At 67.8% G+C, this 22,349-nt stretch carries 22 protein-coding genes; 21 read left to right on the forward strand and 1 reads right to left on the reverse strand.

Going from position 1 to position 22,349, the window contains the following annotated elements:
- Positions 1-51: 51 nt before the first annotated feature.
- The 3 genes from acpP to CCZ27_RS07230 all read left to right on the forward strand — a co-directional run bounded on the left by acpP (position 52) and on the right by CCZ27_RS07230 (position 2,133).
- On the forward strand, positions 52-291 hold the full coding sequence (gene acpP / locus CCZ27_RS07220; protein WP_096446875.1) for an acyl carrier protein: 240 nt from the start codon (positions 52-54) through the stop codon (positions 289-291).
- Positions 292-377: 86 nt separating this feature from the next.
- On the forward strand, positions 378-1,613 hold the full coding sequence (gene fabF / locus CCZ27_RS07225) for a beta-ketoacyl-ACP synthase II (protein ID WP_096446877.1): 1,236 nt from the start codon (positions 378-380) through the stop codon (positions 1,611-1,613).
- Positions 1,614-1,635: 22 nt separating this feature from the next.
- Positions 1,636-2,133, forward strand: a complete 498-nt coding sequence (locus CCZ27_RS07230) for a protein YgfX (RefSeq protein ID WP_157748475.1) — start codon at positions 1,636-1,638, stop codon at positions 2,131-2,133.
- Here CCZ27_RS07230 and nadB read toward each other — a convergent pair.
- Positions 2,130-3,731, reverse strand: coding sequence for an L-aspartate oxidase (gene nadB, locus CCZ27_RS07235; RefSeq protein WP_096446881.1), 1,602 nt, complete (start codon positions 3,729-3,731; stop codon positions 2,130-2,132). The genes CCZ27_RS07230 and nadB overlap by 4 nt on opposite strands.
- A 232-nt stretch (positions 3,732-3,963) precedes the next feature.
- Here nadB and rpoE point away from each other — a divergent pair, with 232 nt between their 5' ends.
- The 18 genes from rpoE to CCZ27_RS07325 all read left to right on the forward strand — a co-directional run bounded on the left by rpoE (position 3,964) and on the right by CCZ27_RS07325 (position 22,192).
- Positions 3,964-4,563, forward strand: coding sequence for an RNA polymerase sigma factor RpoE (gene rpoE / locus CCZ27_RS07240; RefSeq protein WP_096446883.1), 600 nt, complete (start codon positions 3,964-3,966; stop codon positions 4,561-4,563).
- Positions 4,564-4,572: 9 nt separating this feature from the next.
- Positions 4,573-5,145: a sigma-E factor negative regulatory protein gene (locus CCZ27_RS07245; protein WP_096446885.1), complete on the forward strand. Its 573-nt coding sequence runs from the start codon at positions 4,573-4,575 to the stop codon at positions 5,143-5,145.
- Positions 5,142-6,113, forward strand: a complete 972-nt coding sequence (locus CCZ27_RS07250; RefSeq protein ID WP_096446887.1) for a MucB/RseB C-terminal domain-containing protein — start codon at positions 5,142-5,144, stop codon at positions 6,111-6,113. The genes CCZ27_RS07245 and CCZ27_RS07250 overlap by 4 nt, the downstream gene beginning before the upstream one ends.
- Positions 6,110-6,589 carry a SoxR reducing system RseC family protein gene (locus CCZ27_RS07255; RefSeq protein WP_232516590.1) on the forward strand — a complete coding sequence of 160 codons (480 nt, stop codon included), beginning with the start codon at positions 6,110-6,112 and terminating at the stop codon, positions 6,587-6,589. The genes CCZ27_RS07250 and CCZ27_RS07255 overlap by 4 nt, the downstream gene beginning before the upstream one ends.
- The gene (locus CCZ27_RS07260; protein WP_096446891.1) at positions 6,589-8,010 is read left to right on the forward strand and encodes a DegQ family serine endoprotease; all 1,422 of its coding nucleotides are present in this window, start codon (positions 6,589-6,591) and stop codon (positions 8,008-8,010) included. The genes CCZ27_RS07255 and CCZ27_RS07260 overlap by 1 nt, the downstream gene beginning before the upstream one ends.
- Positions 8,011-8,013: 3 nt before the next feature.
- Entirely contained in the window at positions 8,014-8,283 is a 270-nt protein-coding gene (locus tag CCZ27_RS07265; RefSeq protein WP_096446893.1) for a glutaredoxin family protein, read from the forward strand.
- A 52-nt stretch (positions 8,284-8,335) separates the two neighbouring features.
- Positions 8,336-10,132, forward strand: coding sequence for a translation elongation factor 4 (gene lepA, locus CCZ27_RS07270; RefSeq protein ID WP_096446895.1), 1,797 nt, complete (start codon positions 8,336-8,338; stop codon positions 10,130-10,132).
- A 72-nt stretch (positions 10,133-10,204) separates the two neighbouring features.
- Positions 10,205-10,993 (forward strand): signal peptidase I, encoded by a 789-nt coding sequence (gene lepB, locus CCZ27_RS07275; RefSeq protein WP_096446897.1) that lies wholly within the window; start codon positions 10,205-10,207, stop codon positions 10,991-10,993.
- A 34-nt stretch (positions 10,994-11,027) separates the two neighbouring features.
- Positions 11,028-11,390 (forward strand): DUF4845 domain-containing protein, encoded by a 363-nt coding sequence (locus CCZ27_RS07280; RefSeq protein ID WP_096452302.1) that lies wholly within the window; start codon positions 11,028-11,030, stop codon positions 11,388-11,390.
- A gap of 4 nt (positions 11,391-11,394) precedes the next feature.
- Positions 11,395-12,066, forward strand: a complete 672-nt coding sequence (rnc, locus tag CCZ27_RS07285) for a ribonuclease III (RefSeq protein ID WP_096446899.1) — start codon at positions 11,395-11,397, stop codon at positions 12,064-12,066.
- A gap of 50 nt (positions 12,067-12,116) precedes the next feature.
- Positions 12,117-13,013 carry a GTPase Era gene (gene era, locus CCZ27_RS07290; protein WP_096452304.1) on the forward strand — a complete coding sequence of 299 codons (897 nt, stop codon included), beginning with the start codon at positions 12,117-12,119 and terminating at the stop codon, positions 13,011-13,013.
- Between the two features lie 53 nt (positions 13,014-13,066).
- Entirely contained in the window at positions 13,067-13,810 is a 744-nt protein-coding gene (gene recO / locus CCZ27_RS07295) for a DNA repair protein RecO (RefSeq protein WP_096446901.1), read from the forward strand.
- The gene (locus CCZ27_RS07300; protein ID WP_096446903.1) at positions 13,807-14,562 is read left to right on the forward strand and encodes a pyridoxine 5'-phosphate synthase; all 756 of its coding nucleotides are present in this window, start codon (positions 13,807-13,809) and stop codon (positions 14,560-14,562) included. The genes recO and CCZ27_RS07300 overlap by 4 nt, the downstream gene beginning before the upstream one ends.
- A gap of 15 nt (positions 14,563-14,577) precedes the next feature.
- Positions 14,578-14,973: a holo-ACP synthase gene (gene acpS, locus CCZ27_RS07305; protein ID WP_096446905.1), complete on the forward strand. Its 396-nt coding sequence runs from the start codon at positions 14,578-14,580 to the stop codon at positions 14,971-14,973.
- A 112-nt stretch (positions 14,974-15,085) separates the two neighbouring features.
- Complete coding sequence (locus CCZ27_RS07310; protein WP_096446907.1) at positions 15,086-16,210, forward strand: Fic family protein; 1,125 nt, start codon at positions 15,086-15,088, stop codon at positions 16,208-16,210.
- A 144-nt stretch (positions 16,211-16,354) separates the two neighbouring features.
- On the forward strand, positions 16,355-17,494 hold the full coding sequence (nagZ, locus tag CCZ27_RS07315; RefSeq protein ID WP_096452306.1) for a beta-N-acetylhexosaminidase: 1,140 nt from the start codon (positions 16,355-16,357) through the stop codon (positions 17,492-17,494).
- A gap of 292 nt (positions 17,495-17,786) precedes the next feature.
- The gene (gene uvrC / locus CCZ27_RS07320; RefSeq protein ID WP_096446909.1) at positions 17,787-19,604 is read left to right on the forward strand and encodes an excinuclease ABC subunit UvrC; all 1,818 of its coding nucleotides are present in this window, start codon (positions 17,787-17,789) and stop codon (positions 19,602-19,604) included.
- A gap of 23 nt (positions 19,605-19,627) precedes the next feature.
- Positions 19,628-22,192, forward strand: coding sequence for a PEP/pyruvate-binding domain-containing protein (locus tag CCZ27_RS07325; protein ID WP_096446911.1), 2,565 nt, complete (start codon positions 19,628-19,630; stop codon positions 22,190-22,192).
- Positions 22,193-22,349 lie beyond the last annotated feature (157 nt).

Genomic DNA, 22,349 nt, shown 5'->3' on the forward strand with positions numbered 1-22,349 from the left:
ATACGCCCGCTTTTCAACTACAAACCTGTATCTGTCAGGAAGGAGTTTTTCATGGAGAACATCGAACAGCGCGTCAAGAAGATCGTCGCTGAGCAACTTGGCGTGAACGAATCGGAAATCAAGAACGATTCTTCGTTCGTTGATGATCTTGGCGCAGATTCGCTGGACACCGTGGAACTGGTCATGGCGCTCGAAGAAGAATTCGAGTGCGAAATTCCGGACGAAGAAGCTGAGAAGATCACCAACGTCCAGCAGGCGATCGACTACGTCAACGCCCATCTCAAGAAGTAATTCGGGAAGCATCCTTCCTGTCCGGATTCTGCTTGCGCGGAGTCCGGATTTCTCTTTTTTCTCCTTGATTCCATACGGAGCTGCCCGTGTCGCGTCGTAGAGTCGTCGTAACCGGTCTGGGACTCGTTTCGCCGGTTGGCAATACTGTTTCCGAAGCCTGGGAAAATCTGGTTGCCGGCAAGAGTGGCATCGGCCCCGTCACCCGTTTCGATGCAAGCGTCTTTTCGGCCCGCATCGCCGGGGAAGTTAAGAATTTCGACGTTTCCGCCTACCTGTCGGCCAAGGAAGCGCGCCGCCTGGATGTCTTCATCCATTACGGCATGGCGGCCGGCATCCAGGCGATCCGTGATTCGGGAATCGAGGTGACCGATGCCAATGCCGAGCGCATCGGCGTCAATATCGGTTCCGGAATCGGCGGCCTGCCGATGATTGCGGAAACGCAGAATGATTTCCTGGCGGGCGGTCCGCGCAAGATTTCGCCGTTTTTCATTCCCGGCACGATCATCAACATGATTTCGGGCAATCTGTCCATCATGTACGGAATGAAGGGGCCGAACATCGCGGTGGTCACCGCCTGCACCACCGGGCTCCATGCCATTGGCTTGAGCGCCCGCATGATCGAATACGGCGATGCCGACGTGATGGTCTGCGGCGGTGCCGAATCCACCGTGACGGAACTTGCCCTGGGCGGCTTCGGTTCGGCGAAGGCGCTGTCGACGCGAAATGACGATCCCGCCACCGCCAGCCGGCCGTGGGACAAGGGTCGTGACGGCTTCGTGCTTGGCGAGGGGGCAGGCGTGATGGTGCTCGAGGAATACGAGCACGCGGTGAAACGCGGCGCGAAGATCTACGCCGAACTCGCCGGCTTTGGCATGAGCGGCGATGCCTATCACATGACCGCACCCGATACCGACGGCCCGCGCCGCAGCATGCTGAATGCGCTGAAGAATGCCGGCGTGAATCCGGACGAGGTGCAGTATCTGAACGCGCACGGCACGTCGACGCCGCTGGGCGACAAGAACGAGACGGATGCGATCAAGCTGGCGTTCGGCGTCGACGCGGCGAAGAAGTTCGTCGTCAATTCCACCAAATCCATGACCGGCCACCTCCTCGGCGGAGCGGGCGGCCTGGAGTCGGTGTTCACCGTGCTTGCGATACATAACCAGGTCTCGCCGCCGACCATCAACATCTTCGAGCAGGACCCGGAGTGCGATCTGGATTACTGCGCGAACGTCGCCCGTCCGATGAAGATCGACGTGGCGCTGAAGAACAATTTCGGTTTCGGCGGCACGAACGGCACCCTGGTGTTCCGTCGCGCCTGATCCGGGCATGTGCGGGCGGCACATGCGTTACCCGCTCGCCATGGATCTGCGGCCTTCGCGGGCCGTCATGACGTCAGTGGTCGCAGCACATGGTGCAGCGGCACTGGCGTTTTTTCATGTTCTTTCAGCGAGGACTGCCGGCTTCGAGCTGGGGCCGCTCACCGTTTCGCTACCCGCGATGCAAGTGTTCTGCTGCGTGGTGCTGGCGGTGTCGCTCGTCGCGGGCCTGCGTGCCGAATCGGGCAAGCGGGCGATGCGGCTCATGCTGGTCGACGACGGTACGCTCCTGTGCGAATCATCGCCCCGGGACGGGCGCTATCGCCTCGAAAATGGCGCGGTGGATTTCGGCTGGGCCGTCTGGGTGCGGCTGCGCGCCGAGAGCGGCGATCCTGCGCCGGAAAGTTCCCTGCGGGGCCGCAGGTGGTCGCTGATGCTGATCCGCAGCAATGTCGGCGCGGAGTGTTGGCGCGGACTTCGCACCTGGCTGCGACACAAGGCGTATCGCAGCCCCGGGGGCTAGGCTGCCGGTTTCCTGAGCGGCGGGCGCAGCACGGTATTGCGCGGCTGCGCGAGGGTTTCGGGATAGTCGCGTGAATGATGCAGGCCGCGGCTTTCGTTGCGTTTCAACGCGCAGCGCACGATGAGATCGGCGGTGACGACCAGGTTGCGCAGCTCGATCAGATTGTTGCTGACGCGGAAGTGCGAGTAGAACTCGTTGATCTCGCGTGCGAGCAGGCGGATGCGGTGCTGTGCGCGCTGCAGCCGCTTGGTCGTGCGCACGATGCCCACGTAGTCCCACATGGCGCGGCGCAGCTCCGCCCAGTTGTGGGTGATGACGATCTCTTCGTCCGCGTCCGTCACCCGGCTTTCGTCCCAAGTGGGCAGGGGGGGATGCGGCATCTTCGGCTTGGACAGGATGTCGAGCGCGGCCGCCTCGCCGAACACCAGGCATTCGAGCAGGGAGTTGCTCGCCAGGCGATTGGCGCCGTGCAGGCCGGTGAAGGCGGATTCGCCGACCGAATAGAGGCCGGGAACATCGGTACGCGCCGCCAGATCGGTGACGATGCCGCCGCATGAGTAGTGTGCGGCGGGAACGACCGGGATCGGATCGCGCGTGATGTCGATGCCCAGTTCCAGGCAGCGGGCATGGATGTTGGGAAAGTGCTCGCGCAGCCAGTCCGCGGGCTTGTGGCTGATGTCCAGGTAGACGCAGTCCAGGCCGTGCTTCTTCATTTCGAAGTCGATCGCCCGGGCGACGATGTCGCGCGGCGCGAGTTCGGCGCGGGGGTCGTGCGCGGGCATGAAGCGGGTGCCGTCGGGCAGCTTGAGCAGGCCGCCTTCGCCGCGGACCGCCTCGGAGATCAGGAAGGATTTCGCTTGCGGATGGTAGAGGCAGGTCGGGTGGAACTGGATGAACTCGAGGTTCGCCACCCGGCATCCGGCACGCCACGCCATGGCGACGCCGTCGCCGGTGGCGACGTCGGGATTGGTGGTGTACAGGTAGACCTTGCCCGTCCCGCCGGTGGCCAGGATCGTGTTGGGGGCGCTGAAGGTGACGACGTGGTCGTTGCGGATATCGAAAACGTAGGCTCCCAGGCAGCCGGCGCCCGGATGCCCGACCTTGTCGCCCAGCACCAGGTCCACCGCGATGTGGTGCTCGTAGATGTCGATGTTCGGATGCGCACGGACCTGCTCGCCGAGGGTCGCCTGCACGGCGGCCCCGGTCGCGTCGGCCGCATGGATGATCCGGCGGTGGGAGTGCCCGCCTTCCCGGGTCAGGTGGTAACCGAGTTCGGAGTGGGTTTCGGTTTCGCGCGTGAATGGCACGCCGCGCTCGATCAGCCACTCGATGGCGTGCCGGCCGTTCTCGACCACGAATCGCGTCGCGACCGGATCGCACAGGCCGGCGCCGGCGGTGAACGTGTCCTGGATGTGCGCCTCGATGCTGTCCGTGGTATCGAGCACCGCGGCGATGCCGCCCTGGGCCCACGCGCTGGCGCTGTCGGACAGTTCGCGCTTGGTGACTACCGCGACCTTGAGCCGGTCTGCAAGGCGCAGCGCAAGCGACTGGCCGGCGGCTCCGCTGCCTAGGATGAGGACGTCGTATTGTTTCAGCAAGATTTCGGTCCGGGCGGGTTGGGGGCAAAAATATAGCACGCCCGGGGGCCTTCGCGCCGTTGCCGAACCGGTGCGGCAAATCATTGAGTCCGCACCGAAATACCCCTGTTTGCCTATGAACTAATTGGGCGCGCCCGTGTCTGTTGTGACATCTTCGAATTTTGGTGAGAGCGCGCGGACGGGCGCTTATAATCGGGCGGTTTTCTCAACCAAGACGCAATATCCGCCCCACATGAGCGATCGTGAAATCGATCAGGCGCTTGTCGAACGCGTTCAGCGCGGTGACAAGCAGGCTTTTGGCTTGCTGGTATCCAAGTACCAGCGCAAGCTCAATCGCCTATTGTCCAGGCTGATCCGCGATCCGGCCGAGGTCGAGGACGTGGCGCAGGAAACCTTCATCAAGGCTTATCGTGCCCTGGGCTCCTTTCGCGGAGACAGTGCGTTTTATACCTGGCTGTACCGGATTGGCATCAATACGGCGAAGAATTACCTGGTCTCGCAGGGCAGGCGGGCGCCGACATCGACGAGTTTCGATTCGGAGGAAGCCGAGGGTTTCGAGGATGGCGAGCAGCTTCGCGACATCAACACTCCGGAGCGGCTGATGATGACGCGCCAGATCGGCGAGACCGTCGACGAGGCGATGGCGGCGCTGCCCGAGGAACTGAGGACGGCGATCATGCTTCGTGAGCTGGAGGGGCTCAGCTACGAGGAAATCGCCAGCATCATGGATTGCCCCATAGGAACCGTGCGTTCCCGGATATTCCGGGCGCGCGAGGCGATTGCTGAACGCCTGCGGCCGCTGCTCGACACGGCCCCGGACAAACGTTGGTAGGTACAAGGGATGAAGGACAGACTCTCGGCGCTTCTGGACGGTGATCTGGAGGAGCAGGCGATGAAGCCGGTGCTCGACGGTTTGCAGCGCGACTCCGGGCTCAGACGGGAATGGGACGCCTATTGCCTGATCGGCGATGCCTTGCGCGGAGAACGCGCCGGTTCGCCCGATTTCGTCGACCGCGTGATGGCCTGCCTGGGCGACGAGCCGACCGTCCTCGCCCCGCAGGCCCGTAATGCCGCGGTGGCGGCGAACCGGAGCGGCTGGCGTTCGCTGATGCCTGTCGCGGCGTCGGTGATGGGGGTCGCGGCGGTGGGGCTGGTAGCCGCTTCGCTGTACTCCGGGCAGGAGCAGCCGGCGGCCCGGCTGGCGGCGGGCCAGGGTGCGGCGGTGCAGTCGCCGAACCAGGTGGCGCGGCTGATTGCGCCGCCGGTGCAGGCGAATCCGGCGCCGCGTTCGGGCGAGGATCTGCATCGGGAATACGTGTTCGCGCACCAGAGCGTCGTAGGCGGCGGGCCGGTGCCTGCGGCCCTGCAGTACGTCCGCAGTATTTCCAACCAGCGCGAGGATGCCGCCCGATGAGGTTCGCCCCGGCCGTGATCGCGCTCTGCGTGACGTTCGCGCAGTCGCCAGCCAGCGCCGAAACGCCGTCCGATCCGCTGACCTGGCTCGGGCGCATCGCGAGCGCGGGGCAGATGCTCAACTACGTCGGCACCTTCACCTATCAGTCGCGCGGGACCTTCGAAACGTCGCGCATCGCCCACCGCATGGATGCGACGGGCGAATATGAGCGGCTCGAGGTACTGGACGGCAGTCCGCGCGAGGTGATCCGTTCGGGCAACGAGGTCCGCTGCGTCCTGCCCGAGCAGAAGACGGTGATCATCGATCAGCCGGGCGGCAGGCGCGCCTTTCCGGCCCGTCTGCCGGCGAGCTTTGCGAATCTCGCCGAGAGCTACCGCGTCCGCAAGGGCGAGTCCGGCCGCGTTGCGGGCTACGAGGCGCAGTCCGTCGTCCTCGAGCCGCGCGACGATCTGCGCTACGGCCATGTGCTGTGGGCGGATGCGCAATCGGGCCTGCTGCTCAAGTCGCGCATGGTCGACGAACGCGGCGAGGTCATCGAGCAGTTCGCCTTCAGCGATGTCCGCATCGGCGGCGACGTCGGTTCCGAACTGCTGAAGTCGCGGTTCGATCCGAGAGGCGACTGGCGCGTGGTGAATGCGCGCGGCAGCGAGATTGCGAAGGGCGACGGCGGCTGGATGCTGCGCTCGCCGCTGCCCGGCTACTCGCTGGTGTCGGTCATGCGGCGTCCACTCGGCCGTGAGCGGGGCGAGGCCATCCACATGGTGTACAGCGACGGACTGGCGGCGATCTCGGTGTTCATCGAGCCGCTTCCGGAGCAGGGTGCGTCACCGGTGGCCGGCCTGCTCGCTTCGGGGGCAATCAACATCTACAAGCGCACGCTGGACCGCCATCTCATCACCGCGCTCGGCGAAGTGCCCGCGCGGGCAGTGCAGCGCCTGGCGGACGGTATCGAACATTCGGTGCAATGATGGAGGCGTTCGCTCGCGTGCAGCGTATCGAGGGCGATCGCTTGTGGCTCAAGGTGAACGATGCGGGCGGAGGCTGCGGCCGCTGTGACGAGCCGGGCGGCTGTCGCTCGGTGCGGATCGCCCATGCCTTCGGCAGGAGGGCCGACGAGTTCGCCCTGCCTTCGTACGACGGCGCCAGGGTGGGCGACCGGGTGCGGATCTCCATTTCCGACGGCGCACCGCTGAAGGCGGCGCTTTGCAGCTATGGCCTGGGGGCCGTGCTGCTGGTGGCCGGCGCCGCGGCCGGCACTGCGCTGGCCGCCGCGGGCGCGGCCGATCTGCCGGCCGCGGCCGGTGCCGTCGCCGGGCTTGGCCTCGCGGCCGCGATCAATCGCCTGCTGTCCAGGAGCCGGCGCTGGCGCAGCGGCCTGGGCATGGAAGTCGTGGCTGACGGCGCCTGCCCGCAAATCCCTTCTGCATCGGTCCGGGAATCCTGATGATCCGTTCCATCCTGCGCCATGCCGCGGCATGGCTGTTCGCATCCTTCGTCGCCGGCCCGGCGCTCGCATCGTCCGTCGTCAACCTTCCCGATTTCACCGCGCTGGTGGAGCGGCAGGGCATCGCGGTCGTCAACATCAGCACCACGCAGGCGCGCGGCAGGTCTCAGCAAATGCCGTTTCCGGGGCTGGACGAGTCGGACCCGATGTTCGACTTCTTCCGCAAGTTCATCCCGAAGCATCCCGAGACGCCGCGCTTCGGCCCCAACGACCAGTCCCTCGGCTCGGGTTTCATCGTCAGCGCCGACGGCTACATCCTGACCAATGCGCATGTCGTGGACGAGGCCGAGGAAATCGTCGTGCGGCTGGCCGACAAGCGGGAGTTCCGCGCCCGGGTGATCGGCGCCGACGCCCGCAGCGACGTGGCGCTGATCAAGATCGAGGCATCGGGGCTGCCCAGGGTCACGCTCGGCGACCCGGAGAAGCTCAAGGTCGGCGAGTGGGTCGTCGCCATCGGCTCGCCGTTCGGCTTCGAGCAGTCGGTCACCGCGGGCATCGTCAGCGCCAAGGGGCGCAGCCTGCCTGACGAGAACTTCGTGCCTTTCATCCAGACGGACGTGGCGATCAACCCCGGCAACTCGGGCGGGCCGCTGTTCAACCTGAAGGGCGAGGTGGTCGGCATGAATTCGCAGATCTACAGCCGCACCGGCGGCTTCATGGGGCTGTCGTTCGCCATCCCGATCGACGTGGCGATGGACGTCCAGCAGCAGTTGCGCACCCACGGCAGGGTCCAGCGCGGACGCATCGGCGTCGCCATCCAGGAGGTGACCCGCGACCTCGCCGAGGGCTTCGGCCTGCCGCGGGCAGCCGGTGCGCTGGTGAGCGCGGTGGAACCCGACAGCCCGGCCGGCCGCGCCGGCATGGAGCAGGGTGACGTGATCGTGCGCTTCGATGGCAAGCCGGTGGAGAATTCCAGCGACCTGCCGCGCATCGTCGCCGCCGTCCGGCCGGGGACGAGGGTGCCGGTGCAGGTCTATCGCAGCGGCGAGCCGCGCGAACTGGCGGTGACCGTGGGCGAATGGCAGGACGGCAAGTCGGGCCGGCGGGGCACGATACCGAAGTCGCAGGCCACCCCCAACCGGCTGGGCCTCGCGCTGGCGCCGCCGACGCCGGCGCAACGCCGCGAGCGCGGCATCGAACAGGGCCTGGTGGTCGAGCGCGCCGTCGGCGCCGCCGCCCGTGCCGAGATCCGGGAAGGCGATCTGGTGCTCGCGCTGGTCATCGCCGGCAAGCAGGTTCCGCTGAAGTCCGTCGAGGAATTCAACCGCCAGGTCGCGAACCTGAAGGAAGGGCAGCAGGTGACGCTGCTCGTCAAGCGCGGCGATGCAACGTCCTACGTCAGCCTGCGCGCGGACAAATAGCCGATGAACCCGCCCGGGCGCGAATTCACCGTGATGAGCCGGGAGTGGTGCCATCTGTGCCACGACCTCGTCGAGGCGCTGCGGCCGATCGCCGACGAGTTCGGCTGGCGCGTCGTCGTGCTCGACGTCGACCAGGACCCGGAACTGGAGGAACGCTGGAACGAACTCGTGCCGGTCCTGTTGCACGGCGACGCCGAACTGTGCCGATACCGCCTCGATACCGAGGCCGTCCGTGTCTATTGTGCGGGTTTTCCGCTAGAATCCGGCGCCTGACGCCGTCAACCAATCAGAACCGGGTGCTGAAAGGCACCCGTTTTGTTATCGCATGCAGCACATCCGAAACTTTTCAATCATCGCCCACATCGACCACGGCAAGTCCACGCTGGCGGACCGGCTGATCCAGTTCTGCGGCGGCCTGTCCGAACGCGAGATGGAAGCGCAGGTGCTCGACTCGATGGACATCGAGCGCGAGCGCGGCATCACGATCAAGGCGCAGACCGCGGCCCTGCACTACAAGGCGAAGGACGGCAGGGTCTACAACCTGAACCTGATCGACACCCCGGGCCACGTCGACTTCTCGTACGAAGTCAGCCGCTCGCTCTCCGCCTGCGAAGGCGCGCTGCTGGTGGTCGACGCGTCGCAGGGCGTCGAAGCGCAGACGGTGGCGAACTGCTACACCGCGCTCGAACTCGACGTCGAGGTGGTGCCGGTGCTGAACAAGATCGACCTGCCGGCGGCCGATCCGGAGAACGCGCGCAGCGAGATCGAGGACGTCATCGGTGTCGACGCCTCCCGCGCGATCCTGTGTTCGGCCAAGACCGGCCTGGGCATCGAGGACGTGCTGGAAGCGATCGTCGAACGCATTCCGGCGCCCGGAGGCGACGCGGGGGCGCCGCTCAAGGCGCTGATCATCGATTCGTGGTTCGACAACTACGTCGGCGTGGTGATGCTGGTGCGCGTCGTGGACGGCGTGCTGCGGCCGAAGGACCGCATCCTGCTGATGTCGACCGGCGCCCAGTATCCGTGCGAGCAGGTCGGCGTGTTCACGCCCAAGTCGGTCGGCCGCGAGCAGTTGTCGGCCGGCGAGGTGGGCTTCGTCATCGCCGGCATCAAGGAACTCGAGGCTGCCAAGGTCGGCGACACGATCACGCTCGCCGGACGGCCCGCGGTCGAGCCGCTGCCAGGCTTCAAGGAGATCAAGCCCCAGGTGTTCGCCGGCCTGTATCCGGTGGAATCCAGCGAATACGACCAGTTGCGCGACTCGCTCGAAAAGCTGCGGCTCAACGACGCTTCGCTGCAGTTCGAGCCGGAAGTCTCGCAGGCGCTGGGTTTCGGCTTCCGCTGCGGCTTCCTCGGCCTGCTGCACATGGACATCGTGCAGGAACGCCTGGAGCGCGAGTTCGACATGGACCTCATCACCACCGCGCCGACGGTGGTCTATGAAGTCGTGCTCAACGGCGGCGAGGTCATACACGTCGAGAACCCGGCCAAGCTGCCGGAACCGGGCAAGTACGCGGAGATCCGCGAGCCCATCATCACCGCCAACATCTTCCTGCCGCAGGACTACGTCGGACCGGTGATCACGCTGTGCAACCAGAAGCGCGGCACGCAGGTGGACATGCGCTACCACGGCCGCCAAGTGCAACTGATCTACGACATGCCGATGAACGAAGTGGTGATGGACTTCTTCGACAAGCTGAAGTCGGTGTCGCGCGGCTATGCCTCGCTGGACTACGAGTTCAAGGAGTACCGCAGCGCCGACCTCGTCAAGCTCGACCTGATGGTGGGCGGCGAGAAGGTGGATGCGCTGTCGGTCATCGTGCACCGTTCCAGCGCCCAGTACCGCGGCCGCGAACTCGCCGCCAAGCTGCGCGGGCTGATCCCGCGCCAGATGTTCGACGTGGCGGTGCAGGCGGCGATCGGTTCGCACATCATCGCGCGCGAAACGATCAAGGCGCTGCGCAAGAACGTGCTGGCCAAGTGCTACGGCGGCGACATCACGCGCAAGAAGAAGCTGCTGGAAAAGCAGAAGGAAGGCAAGAAGCGCATGAAGCAGGTCGGCAACGTCGAGATCCCGCAGGAAGCCTTCCTCGCCGTGCTGCGCGTCGAGGACGGGAAGTAGGCGCCGCGCAAAGAGCGCCCTGCCGTCCTCCCGTCGGTTTTCCCCGATCCATACAGTTTTCCCGGAGTCCGCGTGAATTTTGCGTTAATCCTCTTCCTGCTGCTCGTCGCCACCGGTGTGCTGTGGGTCTATGACCACTTCTTTGCCCGCAAGCGGCGTCCGGCCGATGCGCCGACGCCGTGGTGGGTCGAATATGGCGCGAGCTTCTTTCCGGTCATCCTCATCGTCTTCGGCCTGCGCTCCTTCGTCGTCGAGCCGTTCAAGATCCCGTCCGGCTCGATGATCCCGACCCTGCTGGTGGGCGACTTCATCCTCGTCAACAAGTGGACGTACGGCATCCGGCTGCCCGTCATCAACAAGAAGATCATCGACGTCAACCAGCCCAGGCGGGGAGAGGTGATGGTGTTCCGCTACCCGGACGATCCGTCGCTGGACTACATCAAGCGCGTCGTGGGGCTGCCGGGGGACACGGTCGAATACATCGACAAGCGCCTGACGATCAACGGCGAGGCAGTGCCGGTCTCCGAGTCGGGCAACTACCTGCACCCGGACCGGCTCTACTACTCGCCGAAATACACCGAGAAGCTGGGCGTCGCCGAGCATTCGATCCTGATCGAACGGGAGGCGCCGGCCTTCGTGCCGCAGGTGCTGAATTTTCCGGGCCGCGAGAACTGCACCTATACTAACCGCGGCGTTCGATGCACCGTGCCGGCCGGCCATTACTTCATGATGGGCGACAACCGCGACGCCAGCAGCGACAGCCGGGTCTGGGGTTTCGTGCCGGACGGGAACATCGTCGGCCGCGCTTTCTTCATCTGGTTCAATTTCAACGACATGGGGCGGATCGGTGGCTTCAACTGACATGATGCCCGCCGGGCGATCGACGGGCAGGAACATGGACATCAGGCGCCAGGCCGGCCTCAGCCTGATTAGCGTCCTGATCGTCGGCGGCCTGGCGGTGTTCGCGATCGTGATCGGGTTTCGCTCCGTTCCGGCGGTTAACGAGTTCATGGCCGTCGAGCGCATCATCAAGGGGCTCGCGCAGGACGGCGACAACGGCGCGCCGGCGATCGAATTGCGCCGCGGTTTCGACCGCCGCCGCGAGATCGACGAGATCCAAAGCGTAAGCGGGGCGGACCTGGACATCTCCAAGGACGGCAATCGCACGGTCATCGAGGTCGACTACGAGCGCAAGGTGCCGCTCGTGGCCAACGTGAGCCTGCTGATCGAATTCCACGCCTCGAGCACGGACCGCTGAGCCGATGCCGCTGGAACGGCTGCAGCGCGAGCTGGGCCACCGTTTCGAGGATGCATCGCTGCTGAAGCAGGCGCTGACGCACCGCAGCTTCGGGCAGCCCAACAACGAGCGGCTCGAGTTCCTCGGCGACAGCATCCTGAATTGCGTCATCGCCCTCGCGCTGTTCAGCCGTTTTGGCGAACTGCGCGAGGGCGAGCTGTCGCGCGCGCGCGCGTCGCTGGTGCGGCAGGAAGCGCTGCATCGGCTGGCCGCCGGCCTGCAGCTCGGCGACGACCTGCAGCTCGGCGAAGGGGAACTGAAGTCCGGCGGAGCCAGGCGCCCCTCCATCCTGGCCGATGCCCTCGAAGCCGTGTTCGCCGCGGTCTATCTGGATGCCGGATTCGAGGCGGCGAAGGGCGTGATCGACGCCCTCTACGTGCCGCTGCTGGGCGAGATCGATCCGCGCAAGCCGGCGAAGGACCCGAAGACGGCGCTGCAGGAATGGCTGCAGGGACGCCGCGTCGCCCTGCCTGTCTACACGATGTCCCAGGTCATGGGCGAGGCGCATGCGCTGGAATTCGAGGTGGCGTGCGAGATCCCGCAATTCGGCATTCGCACGCTGGGGCGCGGCGGCAGTCGGCGAGCGGCGGAACAGCAGTCGGCCGAGCTGGCATTGGCGGAGTTGAGGAAGAAATGAGCGACACCCACAAGGAAGACGACGGCGCGGGCGAGGGGGCCGGTTCGCCGATGCAGGGCGCGTGCGCCGGCTTCCGCTCGGGCTTCGCCGCCATCGTCGGTCGCCCCAACGTCGGCAAGTCCACGCTGCTGAACCGCCTGATCGGCCAGAAGATCAGCATCGTCTCGAGCAAGGCGCAGACTACCCGCCACCGGGTGACCGGCATCCTGACCAATGACGACGCCCAGTTCGTGTTCGTCGACACGCCGGGATTCCAGACCCATCACCGCAATGCGCTCAACCGCTCGATGAACCGCACCGTGTCCCAGGTGCTGGCCGACGTCGACCTGGTGTTCTTCGTCATCGAGGCCGGGCGCTTCGGCGAGGACGATCGCAAGGTGCTGGAAGTCATTCCGCCGGACGCGCGCGTGGTGCTGGTGATCAACAAGGTGGATCTGCTCAAGGACAAGACCCGGCTGCTGCCCTTCATCGACGAGGTGCGCGGACTGCGCGACTTCGTCGAGATCGTGCCCTTGTCGGCCGAGCGCGGCCGCAACGTGGACGCGCTGGTGGCGGCTGCCACCCCGCTGCTGCCCGAAGGCGAGCCGATGTACGCGGAGGACGAGATCACCGACCGCAGCGAGCGCTTCCTGGCCGCCGAGTTCCTGCGCGAAAAGCTCTTCCGCCTGCTGGGCGACGAACTGCCCTACGGCATCGCGGTGGAGATCGAGAAGTTCGAGACCGAGGGGCGCCTGCGCCGCATCCACGCCGCGGTCATCGTCGACAAGCCGGGCCACAAGGGCATCGTCATCGGCAAGGGTGGCGAGAAGCTCAAGCGCATCTCGTCCGAGGCGCGCGTCGAACTCGAGAAGCTGTTCGACGGCAAGGTCTTCCTCGAGGTCTGGGTGAAGGTCAAGAGCGGCTGGGCGGACGACGAGCGCGCCCTGAAGAGCCTGGGCTACGAGTAGCCCGGGGCGCGCTTCGCCAGCACCGCTTCCAGGACACGAAGGGTCCATCGTCCGTGGGTTCGAGACAGCGCATCGAGCAGCAGCCCGCCTGGGTGCTGCACACGCTGCCCTGGCGCGAGACCAGCCTGATCGTGGAACTGCTGTCGCGCGACCACGGCCGCGTGGCGGTGGTCGCCAAGGGCGCGCGGCGGCCGCATTCGGTGCTGCGCGGCGTGCTGATGGCCTTCCAGCCGCTGCTGGTCGACTGGTCCGGCGGCGGCGAGGTCAAGACCCTCATCCGCGCCGAGTGGCAGGGCGGCCAGCCGCTGCTGACCGGCCAGGCGCTGATCTGCGGCTATTACCTCAACGAACTGCTGATGCGGCTGACCGCGCGCGAAGACGCCCACCCGCAGCTCTTCGGCAGCTACGCCACGGCCATTGCGGCGCTGGGCCGCGGCGATGCCGTCCCGCCGCTGCTGCGCCGTTTCGAACTCGCGCTGCTGCAGGAACTGGGCTACGGCGTCGGGCTCGATACCGAGGGCGACGGCGGCGGACCGGTGCGCGCCGACGGGCGCTACATCTACGTCTTCGAACGCGGCCCGGTCGCGGTCCAGGCACTGCCGGGCGACGAAGCCGCGGGCTGGGGCGACCAGCCGCCGGTGCGGGGGCAGGTCCTGCTCGACATGGCGGCCGGCGATTTCTCGCACGCGGAAACGCTGACGCAGTCCAAGCTGCTGCTGCGTGCCCTCATCAACCACTACCTGGGCGGCCAGCCGTTGCAGTCGCGCCGGGTCCTGAAGGAGATTGCTGAACTGTGATCGAACTCGGCGTCAACATCGACCACGTCGCCACGCTGCGCCAGGCGCGCCGCACCTGGGAGCCCGATCCGGTGTGGGCGGCGGTGGAGGCCCATCTCGGCGGGGCAGACGGCATCACCGTGCATCTGCGCGAAGACCGCCGCCACGTCAACGACGACGACGTGCGCAGGCTGCGCGAACTGACCCAGGTCAAGCTCAACCTCGAGATGGCGGCCACCGACGAAATGGTGGGCATCGCCTGCCGCCTCGAGCCCGAGATGGCGATGCTGGTGCCCGAAGGCCGCCACGAGGTCACCACCGAGGGCGGGCTGGACATCGTCGGCCAGGAAGCGCGGCTGAAGGAGATGATCGCACGGCTCGCCGACGCCGGCATCGTCACCAGTGTGTTCATCGACGCCGAGCATCCGCAGATCGAGGCGGCCGCGCGCATCGGCGCGCGCGTGTGCGAGATCCACACCGGCCCCTATGCCCACGCCTTCCACGGCAGCGGCCGCGATGCCGAAGCGCCTGCCGTGCTCGCCGAACTGGCCAAGGTGAAGGCCGCCGGCGAGGCGGTGCGGCGGCTGGGCATGCGTTTCAACGCCGGCCATGCGCTGAACTACTACAACGTGCAGCCGATCGCCCGGCTCGCCGGCGTGCGCGAACTGCACATCGGCCACGCCATCGTCAGCCGCGCGGTCTTCGTCGGCCTGCGCGAGGCGGTGGCCGAGATGAAGCGCCTGATGCGCGAAGCCGCCGCGCCGTCGGCCTGACGCCGCGCGCCAGCCATGATCCACGGCATCGGCACCGACATCGTGCGCATCGAGCGCGTGCGCCGCGCGATCGAACGCCACGGCGAAGGCTTCGCGTTGCGCATCCTCGCGCAGTCCGAAGTCCAAGCGTGGCGCGCGAGCCGCGACCCGGTGCGCCTGCTCGCCAAGCGCTTCGCCGCCAAGGAAGCCTTCGGCAAGGCGCTCGGCACCGGTGTCGCGGTGCCGGCCACCCTGCATGCGGTGGCGGTCGGGCACGATGCGCTCGGCAAGCCGGAATACCGCTACGACGAACGGCTCGCCGCCCACATGCGCGACAACCACCTGCGCGCCCATCTCAGCCTCAGCGACGAGGACGACAACGTGGTGGCGTTCGCCGTCATCGAATGCATGCAACCGATGATCGGGGCGTGAATCGACGGTCTCGTCCCGGTCCGCGATCCAGAGGCCGCTGCCGGCATCTGCCCACGAAGTCCTGTACGGTGGAAAGCTTGCCGGTGCGGCGAATGATGCACACAATCTCCGCATGAAAAGCGGAGATTGTCTTTACGTCTGGCAGGCAGAGGACTGGCCGCGGTGGCGCTACGACCTCTCCGTGCTCGCTCCGCCGCTGGCCGAGGCCAGCCGTGCGCAGGGGCTGCTGCTCGGGCGCCTGGCCGACGCCGGCGTGGCGCTGCGCGACCAGGCGAGTCTGGCCGTGTTGACCGACGACGTGGTCAAGACCAGTGAAATCGAGGGGGAATCGCTCGACGTCGCTTCCGTGCGCTCGTCCATCGCCCGCCGCCTGGGGGTGGATATCGGTGCGCTGGCGCCGGTCGACCGCCATGTCGAAGGTGTCGTGGAGATGGTGCTCGATGCCACGGCGCGCTGTCGCGAACCGCTGACCGCCGAGCGCCTGTCCGGCTGGCACGCTGCGCTGTTTCCCACCGGGTACGGCGGCCTCACGCGCATCCGGGTCGGTTCGTGGCGCGACGATGCCACCGGTCCGATGCAGGTCGTCTCCGGTCCGCTCCACCGCCGCAAGGTCCACTATGAGGCGCCTCCGGCCGACAGGCTGGAAGCCGAGATGACGCGCTTCCTCGCCTGGGCCAACGGCGACACCGGAGAGCCGGCCGCGATCAAGGCCGGGCTCGCGCATCTGTGGTTCGTCACGCTGCATCCCTTCGACGATGGCAACGGCCGCATCGCCCGCGCCGTCGGCGACCTGTTCCTGGCGCGGGCGGATGGCAATCCGCAGCGTTTCTACAGCCTGTCGGCCCAGATCCAGCGCACCCGCAAGGACTACTACGACGTGCTGGAACGCACCCAGAAAGGGACGCTAGACGTCACCGAATGGCTGGCCTGGTTCCTGGCCAGCCTGCAGCATGCCGTCGACAGCGCACGACTCGCGCTCGACGGCGTGTTGTTCAAGGCCCGCTTCTGGCGCCGCTGGGCCGGCACGCCGATGAACCCGCGGCAGACGAAGCTGCTCAATCGTCTGCTCGATGGCTTCGAAGGCTGGCTCACCAGCGGCAAGTGGGCGGCCATCGCGAAGTGTTCGCCTGATACCGCGCTGCGCGACATCACCGAGCTGATGGCACTGGGCGTTCTGCGCAGGATGCCGGCGGGCGGGCGCAGCACGGCATACGAACTGGCGGCGATCGATGACTGACTGCGCGATGGCCGTACTATCGTGGTGCCGCGCGAACAGCGCCGCCGCCTCGAACGGCGGCGAGTATTCCGTACCCAAGGTCCGTCGCTTCCACTGCCAAACGTCCCCGGCACCCACACATCCATCCGAAACGAGATGCACCGCATGATTCCCACCATTCCCCGCGGTCCGGTCATGATCGACGTCGCCGGCACCGAACTCACCGGTGAAGAGCGCGAGCGCCTGCTGGACCCGCTGGTCGGCGGCGTGATCCTGTTCGCGCGCAACTTCCGCGACTCCGAACAGCTCTGCGCACTCACCCGCGACATCCGCGCGCTGCGCGACCCGGCGCCGATCATCGCCGTCGACCACGAAGGCGGGCGCGTGCAGCGCTTCCGCGGCGACGGCTTCACCCGCCTGCCCGCGATGCGCAGCCTCGGCGCGCTGTGGGACAGGGACCACCTCGCCGCCCTCGACGCCGCCCGCGCCACGGGTTACGTGCTCGCCGCCGAACTCCTCGCCCACGGCGTGGACCTCAGCTTCACTCCGGTGCTCGACCTCGACTACGGCGTCAGCCGCGCCATCGGCAACCGCGCCTTCCACCGCGACCCGCAGACCGTCGCCGCGCTCGCCCAGGCGCTCGCCGCCGGCATGGCGGAAGCCGGCATGGGCTGCGTCGGCAAGCACTTTCCCGGCCACGGCTGCGTCGAGGCCGACTCGCACCACGACGTGCCGGTCGACGAACGCGACTTCGACACGATCTGGGCCGAGGACATCGCCCCCTACCGCCACCGCCTCGGCCGCCAACTCGCCGGCGTGATGCCCGCCCACGTCGTCTATCCGAAGGCCGATCCCACTCCCGACCCCTTACCGGCCGGCTTCTCGCCGTTCTGGCTCGAGGACGTCCTGCGCGGCCGCCTCGACTTCAAGGGCGTGATCTTCAGCGACGACCTCAACATGGAAGGCGCCAGGGTGGCCGGCGACATCGTCGGCCGCGCGAAGGCCGCCCATGCCGCGGGCTGCGACATGCTGCTCGTGTGCAACCGGCCCGACCTCGCCGCGGAACTGCTGGACCGCTGGGCGCCCGGACCCGACGGGGAAAGCCGCGCGCGCCTCGCCGCCATCGCCCCGCGCGCGTCGCGGGCCCCGTGGCTCGCCGACCCGTTCGCGCTGGAACTGCACGCGCCCTATGTGGAGGCGCGGGACAAGGTCGCCTCGATCGCCGAGGATGCCGGCCCGTCGCCGACGATGACGGCGGCGACGATAGGCGAGCAGCGCACCGAACTGCTGCGCAAGGACGGATAATCCTCCACGCGCAGGACGGACCGAAGGGCATCGGCTCCGGCCGGCGCCAGGCGCCGAATCCACGCGGACCGCATCACCGCCCGGAGCTGTGCCGCACCGGGACCGTATTCACAAACGCCGGAAAGCCATCGAGACCCACCGACGCCGGAGCGGGTGCGGGGCATTCGTGGAGTGGGCGAGGACTGTCCGAGCCTGCGCAGCAGGCGAGTTCCGCAGCCCACGGAACGAATGCCCCGCGCCCGCTCCAACAGGAAGACGGTTCTCCAGGACGTTTCTCCGCAAACCTCACACCATGACCGACCCGACGCCGACTCCCGCCTTCGATGCCAAGACCTTCCTGCGGACCGTGCCGGAAGAACCCGGCGTCTACCGCATGATCGGCGCCGACGACAAGGTCCTCTACGTCGGCAAGGCCAAGAACCTCAAGCGCCGCGTCTCCAGCTATTTCCAGAAGACGCTGTCGAGCCCGCGCGTGGCGATGATGGTCGCGCAGATCCGGCGCGTGGACATCACCGCCACCCGTTCCGAGGCCGAGGCCCTGATCCTCGAGAACAACCTCATCAAGAGCCTGGCGCCGCGCTACAACATCCTGTTCCGCGACGACAAGACCTACCCCTACATCGAACTCTCCGCCGACGAATTCCCGCGGCTCGCTTACCACCGCGGCGCCTTCGCCAAGGGCGCGCGCTACTTCGGCCCGTTCCCCAACGCCTGGGCGGTGCGCGAAAGCATCCACTTGCTGCAGAAGACCTTCCAGTTGCGCACCTGCGAGAACACCGTCTTCCAGAACCGCTCGCGCCCCTGCCTGCTGCAGCAGATCAAGCGCTGCACCGGCCCCTGCGTCGGCCTCATCGACAAGGATGCCTATGCCGCCGACGTGCGCCTGGCGGCGCGCTTCCTCGACGGCCAGGCCAGCGAAGTCATCGACGACCTCAGCGCGAAGATGCAGGACGCCGCGGAACGGCTCGCCTTCGAGGAGGCCGCCGCCTGCCGCGACCAGGTGCGCGTGCTGCAGGCGGTGCTGCACAAGCAGTTCGCCGACAGCCGCAAGGACGAAGACGTCGACATCCTCGCCGCGATCGAGGAGGACGGCCTCACCTGCGTCAACATCGCCATGGTGCGCGGCGGCCGCCACCTCGGCGACCGGCCGCAGTTCCCCAGCGGCGCGGCGGCGTCGGGCGCGGAGGACAGCCTGCTCGCGTTCGTCGAGCAGCACTACGGCCAGCATCCCGTCCCCACGCGCATCCTGGTGAACCTCTCCCCCGAACCCCTGCGCGAGGCGCTGGCGGAGATCGTCGACCAGCCTCCCGGCGTGGTGGCGCCGCGCTTTGCCGCCGAAAAAGCCTGGATGGAGATGGCGGAGAAGAACGCCCGGCTGGCGATCCAGGCCCGCGCGCGCGACACCGGCCGCATCGAGCAGCGGCTCGAGGCCCTGCGCGATGCGCTGGACCTGGAGGAAGCGCCGCAGCGCATCGAATGCTTCGACATCAGCCACACCATGGGCGAGGCCACCGTCGCCTCCTGCGTGGTGTGCGAAGCCGGCGCGATGAAGAACTCCGAATATCGCCGCTACAACATCACCGGCATCACGCCGGGCGACGACTTCGCCGCGATGCGCCAGGCGCTGGAGCGCCGCTACGGCAAGGTCGCGGCCGGCGAGGGCGTCTGCCCCGACCTCATCCTGATCGACGGCGGCAAGGGCCAGGTGAGCGCGGCACGCGAGATCCTCGCCGAGGTCGGGCTGGAATCGGTGCGCATGGTGGGCGTGGCCAAGGGGGAAGGGCGCAAGGCCGGGCTGGAGACGCTGATCTTTCCCGATGGCCGCGAAGGGCTCGCTCTGGGCGGCGAATCCGCGGCGCTGCACCTGATCGTCGAGATTCGCGACGAGGCCCACCGCTTCGCCATCACCGGCCATCGCGCGCGGCGCGGCAAGGCGCGCATCGGCTCCAGGCTCGAGGACATCCCCGGCGTCGGCCCGTCGCGGCGGCGCAACCTGCTCGCGGCCTTCGGCGGCCTGGACGGCGTGCGCAACGCCACCGTCGAGGACCTGTGCCGCGTCGAGGGCATCAACCGCAAGCTGGCCGAGCAGATCCACGGCGCCTTGCGCTGACCGGCACCGGCAAGGGCGCAGCCATGGACGACGACGCTTCCGCCTTCGCCCCGACCACCGGCCTGCCCGCGCTGGACGCCGTGCTGCGGGGCGTGCAGCGCGGCGACAACGTCGTCTGGCAGATCCAGTCGCTGGACGAATACCTCGCCCTCGTGCAGCCGTACGCCCGCGCGGCGCGCGCGCAGCGGCGGCGGCTGATCTATTTCCGCTTCGCCTCGCACGCGCCGCTGCTGGCGGCCGGCGAAGGTGCGGAGATCCACCATCCGCGCCCGCAGGACGGCTTCGATGCCTTCGTCGACCAGGTGCATTCGGTGATCGAGGCTGCCGGGCGGGAGACGATGTACGTCTTCGACTGCCTGTCCGAACTGGCCGGGGCGTGGCAGTCGGACCGCATGATGGGCAACTTCTTCCGCCTCACCTGCCCGCGGCTGTTCGACCTCGACACCGTCACCTACTTCGGCGTGTACCGCAACACCCATGCCGGCGACGGCATGGACACCATCGCCGACACCACCCAGTACCTGCTCGACGTGTTCCGTTGCCGCGGCCGGCTGTACATCCGGCCGATCAAGGTGCAGCACCGCTCCGCCCGGGCGATGAACCTCATCCACGCCTGGGAGGACGGCGACCGCTTCCGCGCGGTGGCCGACAGCGGCACGGTGTCGGAGATCCTGGCCGGCTCGGGCTGGGCCGGGCTGGAGGGCGGCGCCATCGCCGGCCACTGGGACCGCCACTTCGCCGCCGCGCGCGGCCTGCTCGCCCGTCGCCGGGCGGACGCGGACGGCGGGCAGGCCGCGCGCGAGGCGGACTGCTTCGCACGCCTGGCGCGGCTGCTGTTTCCCGAGGGCGGCGGCCTGCTGCGGCTGATCGGGCGCTACATGGGGCTGGAGGATCTGCTCGCGATCCGCGCCCGCATGATCGGCAACGGCTCCATCGGCGGCAAGGCGGCGGGCATGCTGCTGGCGCGCGCAATCCTGCGCCGCGACCTGCCGGCCCTGCACGAGCGGCTCGAGGCGCACGACTCCTTCTACGTCGGCACCGAGGTGTTCGACACCTTCTTCGTCCTCAACCGGCTGTGGTGGATCCGCCGCCGGCAGCGCGAGCCGGAGAGCTTCCTGCAGGGCCTGGACGAGGCGCGCGGGCGCATCCTGCAGGGCGAGTTTCCGGAACCCATCGTGCGCCGCTTCGAGGCGATGCTGGACTACTTCGGCGAATGGCCCTTCATCGTGCGCTCCAGCTCGCGGCTGGAGGACCGCTACGGCAGCGCCTTCGCCGGCCAGTACGACAGCGTGTTCTGCGTGAACCAGGGCCCGCGCGGCAAGCGGCTGGCCGACCTGCTGGACGCGGTGCGCCAGGTCTATGCCAGCACGCTGGGCGAGCAGGCGCTGCGCTACCGCCAGCGCCGCGGGCTGCTGCACGAGCACGAGCAGATGGCGCTGCTGATCATGCGGGTGTCGGGCACCGCCGGCCGGCGCTATTTCCATCCGCATGCCGCCGGCGTGGGGCTGTCGGTGAATCCGTATCCGTGGAATCCGCAGATCGACATGCGCGCCGGCGTGGTCCGGCTGGTGGCGGGCCTGGGCACGCGGGCGGTGGACCGCAGCGACGACGACTACACCCGGCTCATCGCCCTCAACGCCCCGGCGCTGCGGCCGGAGACGAACTTCGGCGCCATCGCCCGCCATGCGCAGCGGCGCATGGATGCGCTCGACCTGCAGCAGAACAGGCTCGTCAGCGGGCCGTTCGCCGAACTGGTGAAGGGGGCGGGCGATTTCCCGCTTGCGCTCTTCACCAGCCGCGAGCGCGACGACGGCCCGGCCTTCCTCACCTTCGACGGGCTGGTGTCGCGCACCGCCTTCGTCGACGACCTGCGTGCGCTGCTCGCCGTGCTGCATGCCGCCTACGATCACCCGGTGGAGGTGGAATTCGCCGTCAACTTCGGCGGCGATGCCTACCGCATCAACCTGCTGCAATGCCGGCCGATGCAGATCCGCGACAGCGAAGGTGCCGGCGACGCGCGGCCGCCCGAAGGGGCGCGGCAGGTCGTTGCCGCGCGCGGCGCGGTGATCGGGCCGGGCAGGGTCATCCACCCCGAACGCATCGTGCTGGTGCGGCCGGCCGTCTACGGCCAACTCGGCCAGGCCGACCGCCTGGCGGTGACGCAGCTGGTCGGTCGCATCAACCAGGCCAGCGCCGGGCGCTGCCTGCTGGTGCTCGGGCCGGGACGCTGGGGTTCCCGCGACCTGTGGCTGGGGCTGCCGGTGGCGTTTGCCGAGATCAACCACGTCGCCGCGCTGTGCGAGATCGTGGCGATGCACGACAACCTCGTGCCCGACGTGTCGCTCGGCACGCACTTCCTGAACGAGCTGATCGAGGCGGACATGCTGTACTTCGCGCTGTTCCCCAGGCTCGCCGGCAACCATCTCGACGAGGAGGCGCTGCAGCGCCTGCCCAACCGGCTGGCCGATCTGCTGCCGGATGCCGCGCGGTGGAGCGGGGTGCTGCACGTGGCCGACGTCGCGCGGGGCGCCGCCACCCTGTACGCCGATGCCGAACGGCAGCAGGCGGTGCTGACCCTCGCCGGCTGAGCGCGGCGGGCGCGGTCCGCGCGTGGGCGCCCGGCGGGAGAAACCCGCCCCGTCACGGTGCGTATTCGCCACCCTTCGGCAATTCGGGTGAAAATCTCTACCATTATCCTTTTGCCGGCACCGGCGCGCGCCGCGCTTTCGCCGCCGAATTCGGCCG

It is taken from the genome of Thauera sp. K11, assembly GCF_002354895.1.
Taxonomy (GTDB): Bacteria; Pseudomonadota; Gammaproteobacteria; order Burkholderiales; family Rhodocyclaceae; genus Thauera; species Thauera sinica.

Bases quoted from the DNA above. Each gene is read 5' to 3' on its own strand.
- CCZ27_RS07230 (WP_157748475.1), top strand. From the start codon at position 1,636: ATGCGTTACCCGCTCGCCATGGATCTGCGGCCTTCGCGGGCCGTCATG.
- CCZ27_RS07250 (WP_096446887.1), top strand. From the start codon at position 5,142: ATGAGGTTCGCCCCGGCCGTGATCGCGCTCTGCGTGACGTTCGCGCAG.
- CCZ27_RS07265 (WP_096446893.1), top strand. From the start codon at position 8,014: ATGAACCCGCCCGGGCGCGAATTCACCGTGATGAGCCGGGAGTGGTGC.
- CCZ27_RS07260 (WP_096446891.1), top strand. From the start codon at position 6,589: ATGATCCGTTCCATCCTGCGCCATGCCGCGGCATGGCTGTTCGCATCC.
- acpP (WP_096446875.1), top strand. From the start codon at position 52: ATGGAGAACATCGAACAGCGCGTCAAGAAGATCGTCGCTGAGCAACTT.
- uvrC (WP_096446909.1), top strand. From the start codon at position 17,787: ATGACCGACCCGACGCCGACTCCCGCCTTCGATGCCAAGACCTTCCTG.
- CCZ27_RS07255 (WP_232516590.1), top strand. From the start codon at position 6,110: ATGATGGAGGCGTTCGCTCGCGTGCAGCGTATCGAGGGCGATCGCTTG.
- CCZ27_RS07245 (WP_096446885.1), top strand. From the start codon at position 4,573: ATGAAGGACAGACTCTCGGCGCTTCTGGACGGTGATCTGGAGGAGCAG.
- CCZ27_RS07280 (WP_096452302.1), top strand. From the start codon at position 11,028: ATGGACATCAGGCGCCAGGCCGGCCTCAGCCTGATTAGCGTCCTGATC.
- rnc (WP_096446899.1), top strand. From the start codon at position 11,395: ATGCCGCTGGAACGGCTGCAGCGCGAGCTGGGCCACCGTTTCGAGGAT.
- CCZ27_RS07325 (WP_096446911.1), top strand. From the start codon at position 19,628: ATGGACGACGACGCTTCCGCCTTCGCCCCGACCACCGGCCTGCCCGCG.
- nagZ (WP_096452306.1), top strand. From the start codon at position 16,355: ATGATTCCCACCATTCCCCGCGGTCCGGTCATGATCGACGTCGCCGGC.
- rpoE (WP_096446883.1), top strand. From the start codon at position 3,964: ATGAGCGATCGTGAAATCGATCAGGCGCTTGTCGAACGCGTTCAGCGC.
- lepA (WP_096446895.1), top strand. From the start codon at position 8,336: ATGCAGCACATCCGAAACTTTTCAATCATCGCCCACATCGACCACGGC.
- era (WP_096452304.1), top strand. From the start codon at position 12,117: ATGCAGGGCGCGTGCGCCGGCTTCCGCTCGGGCTTCGCCGCCATCGTC.
- CCZ27_RS07310 (WP_096446907.1), top strand. From the start codon at position 15,086: ATGAAAAGCGGAGATTGTCTTTACGTCTGGCAGGCAGAGGACTGGCCG.
- acpS (WP_096446905.1), top strand. From the start codon at position 14,578: ATGATCCACGGCATCGGCACCGACATCGTGCGCATCGAGCGCGTGCGC.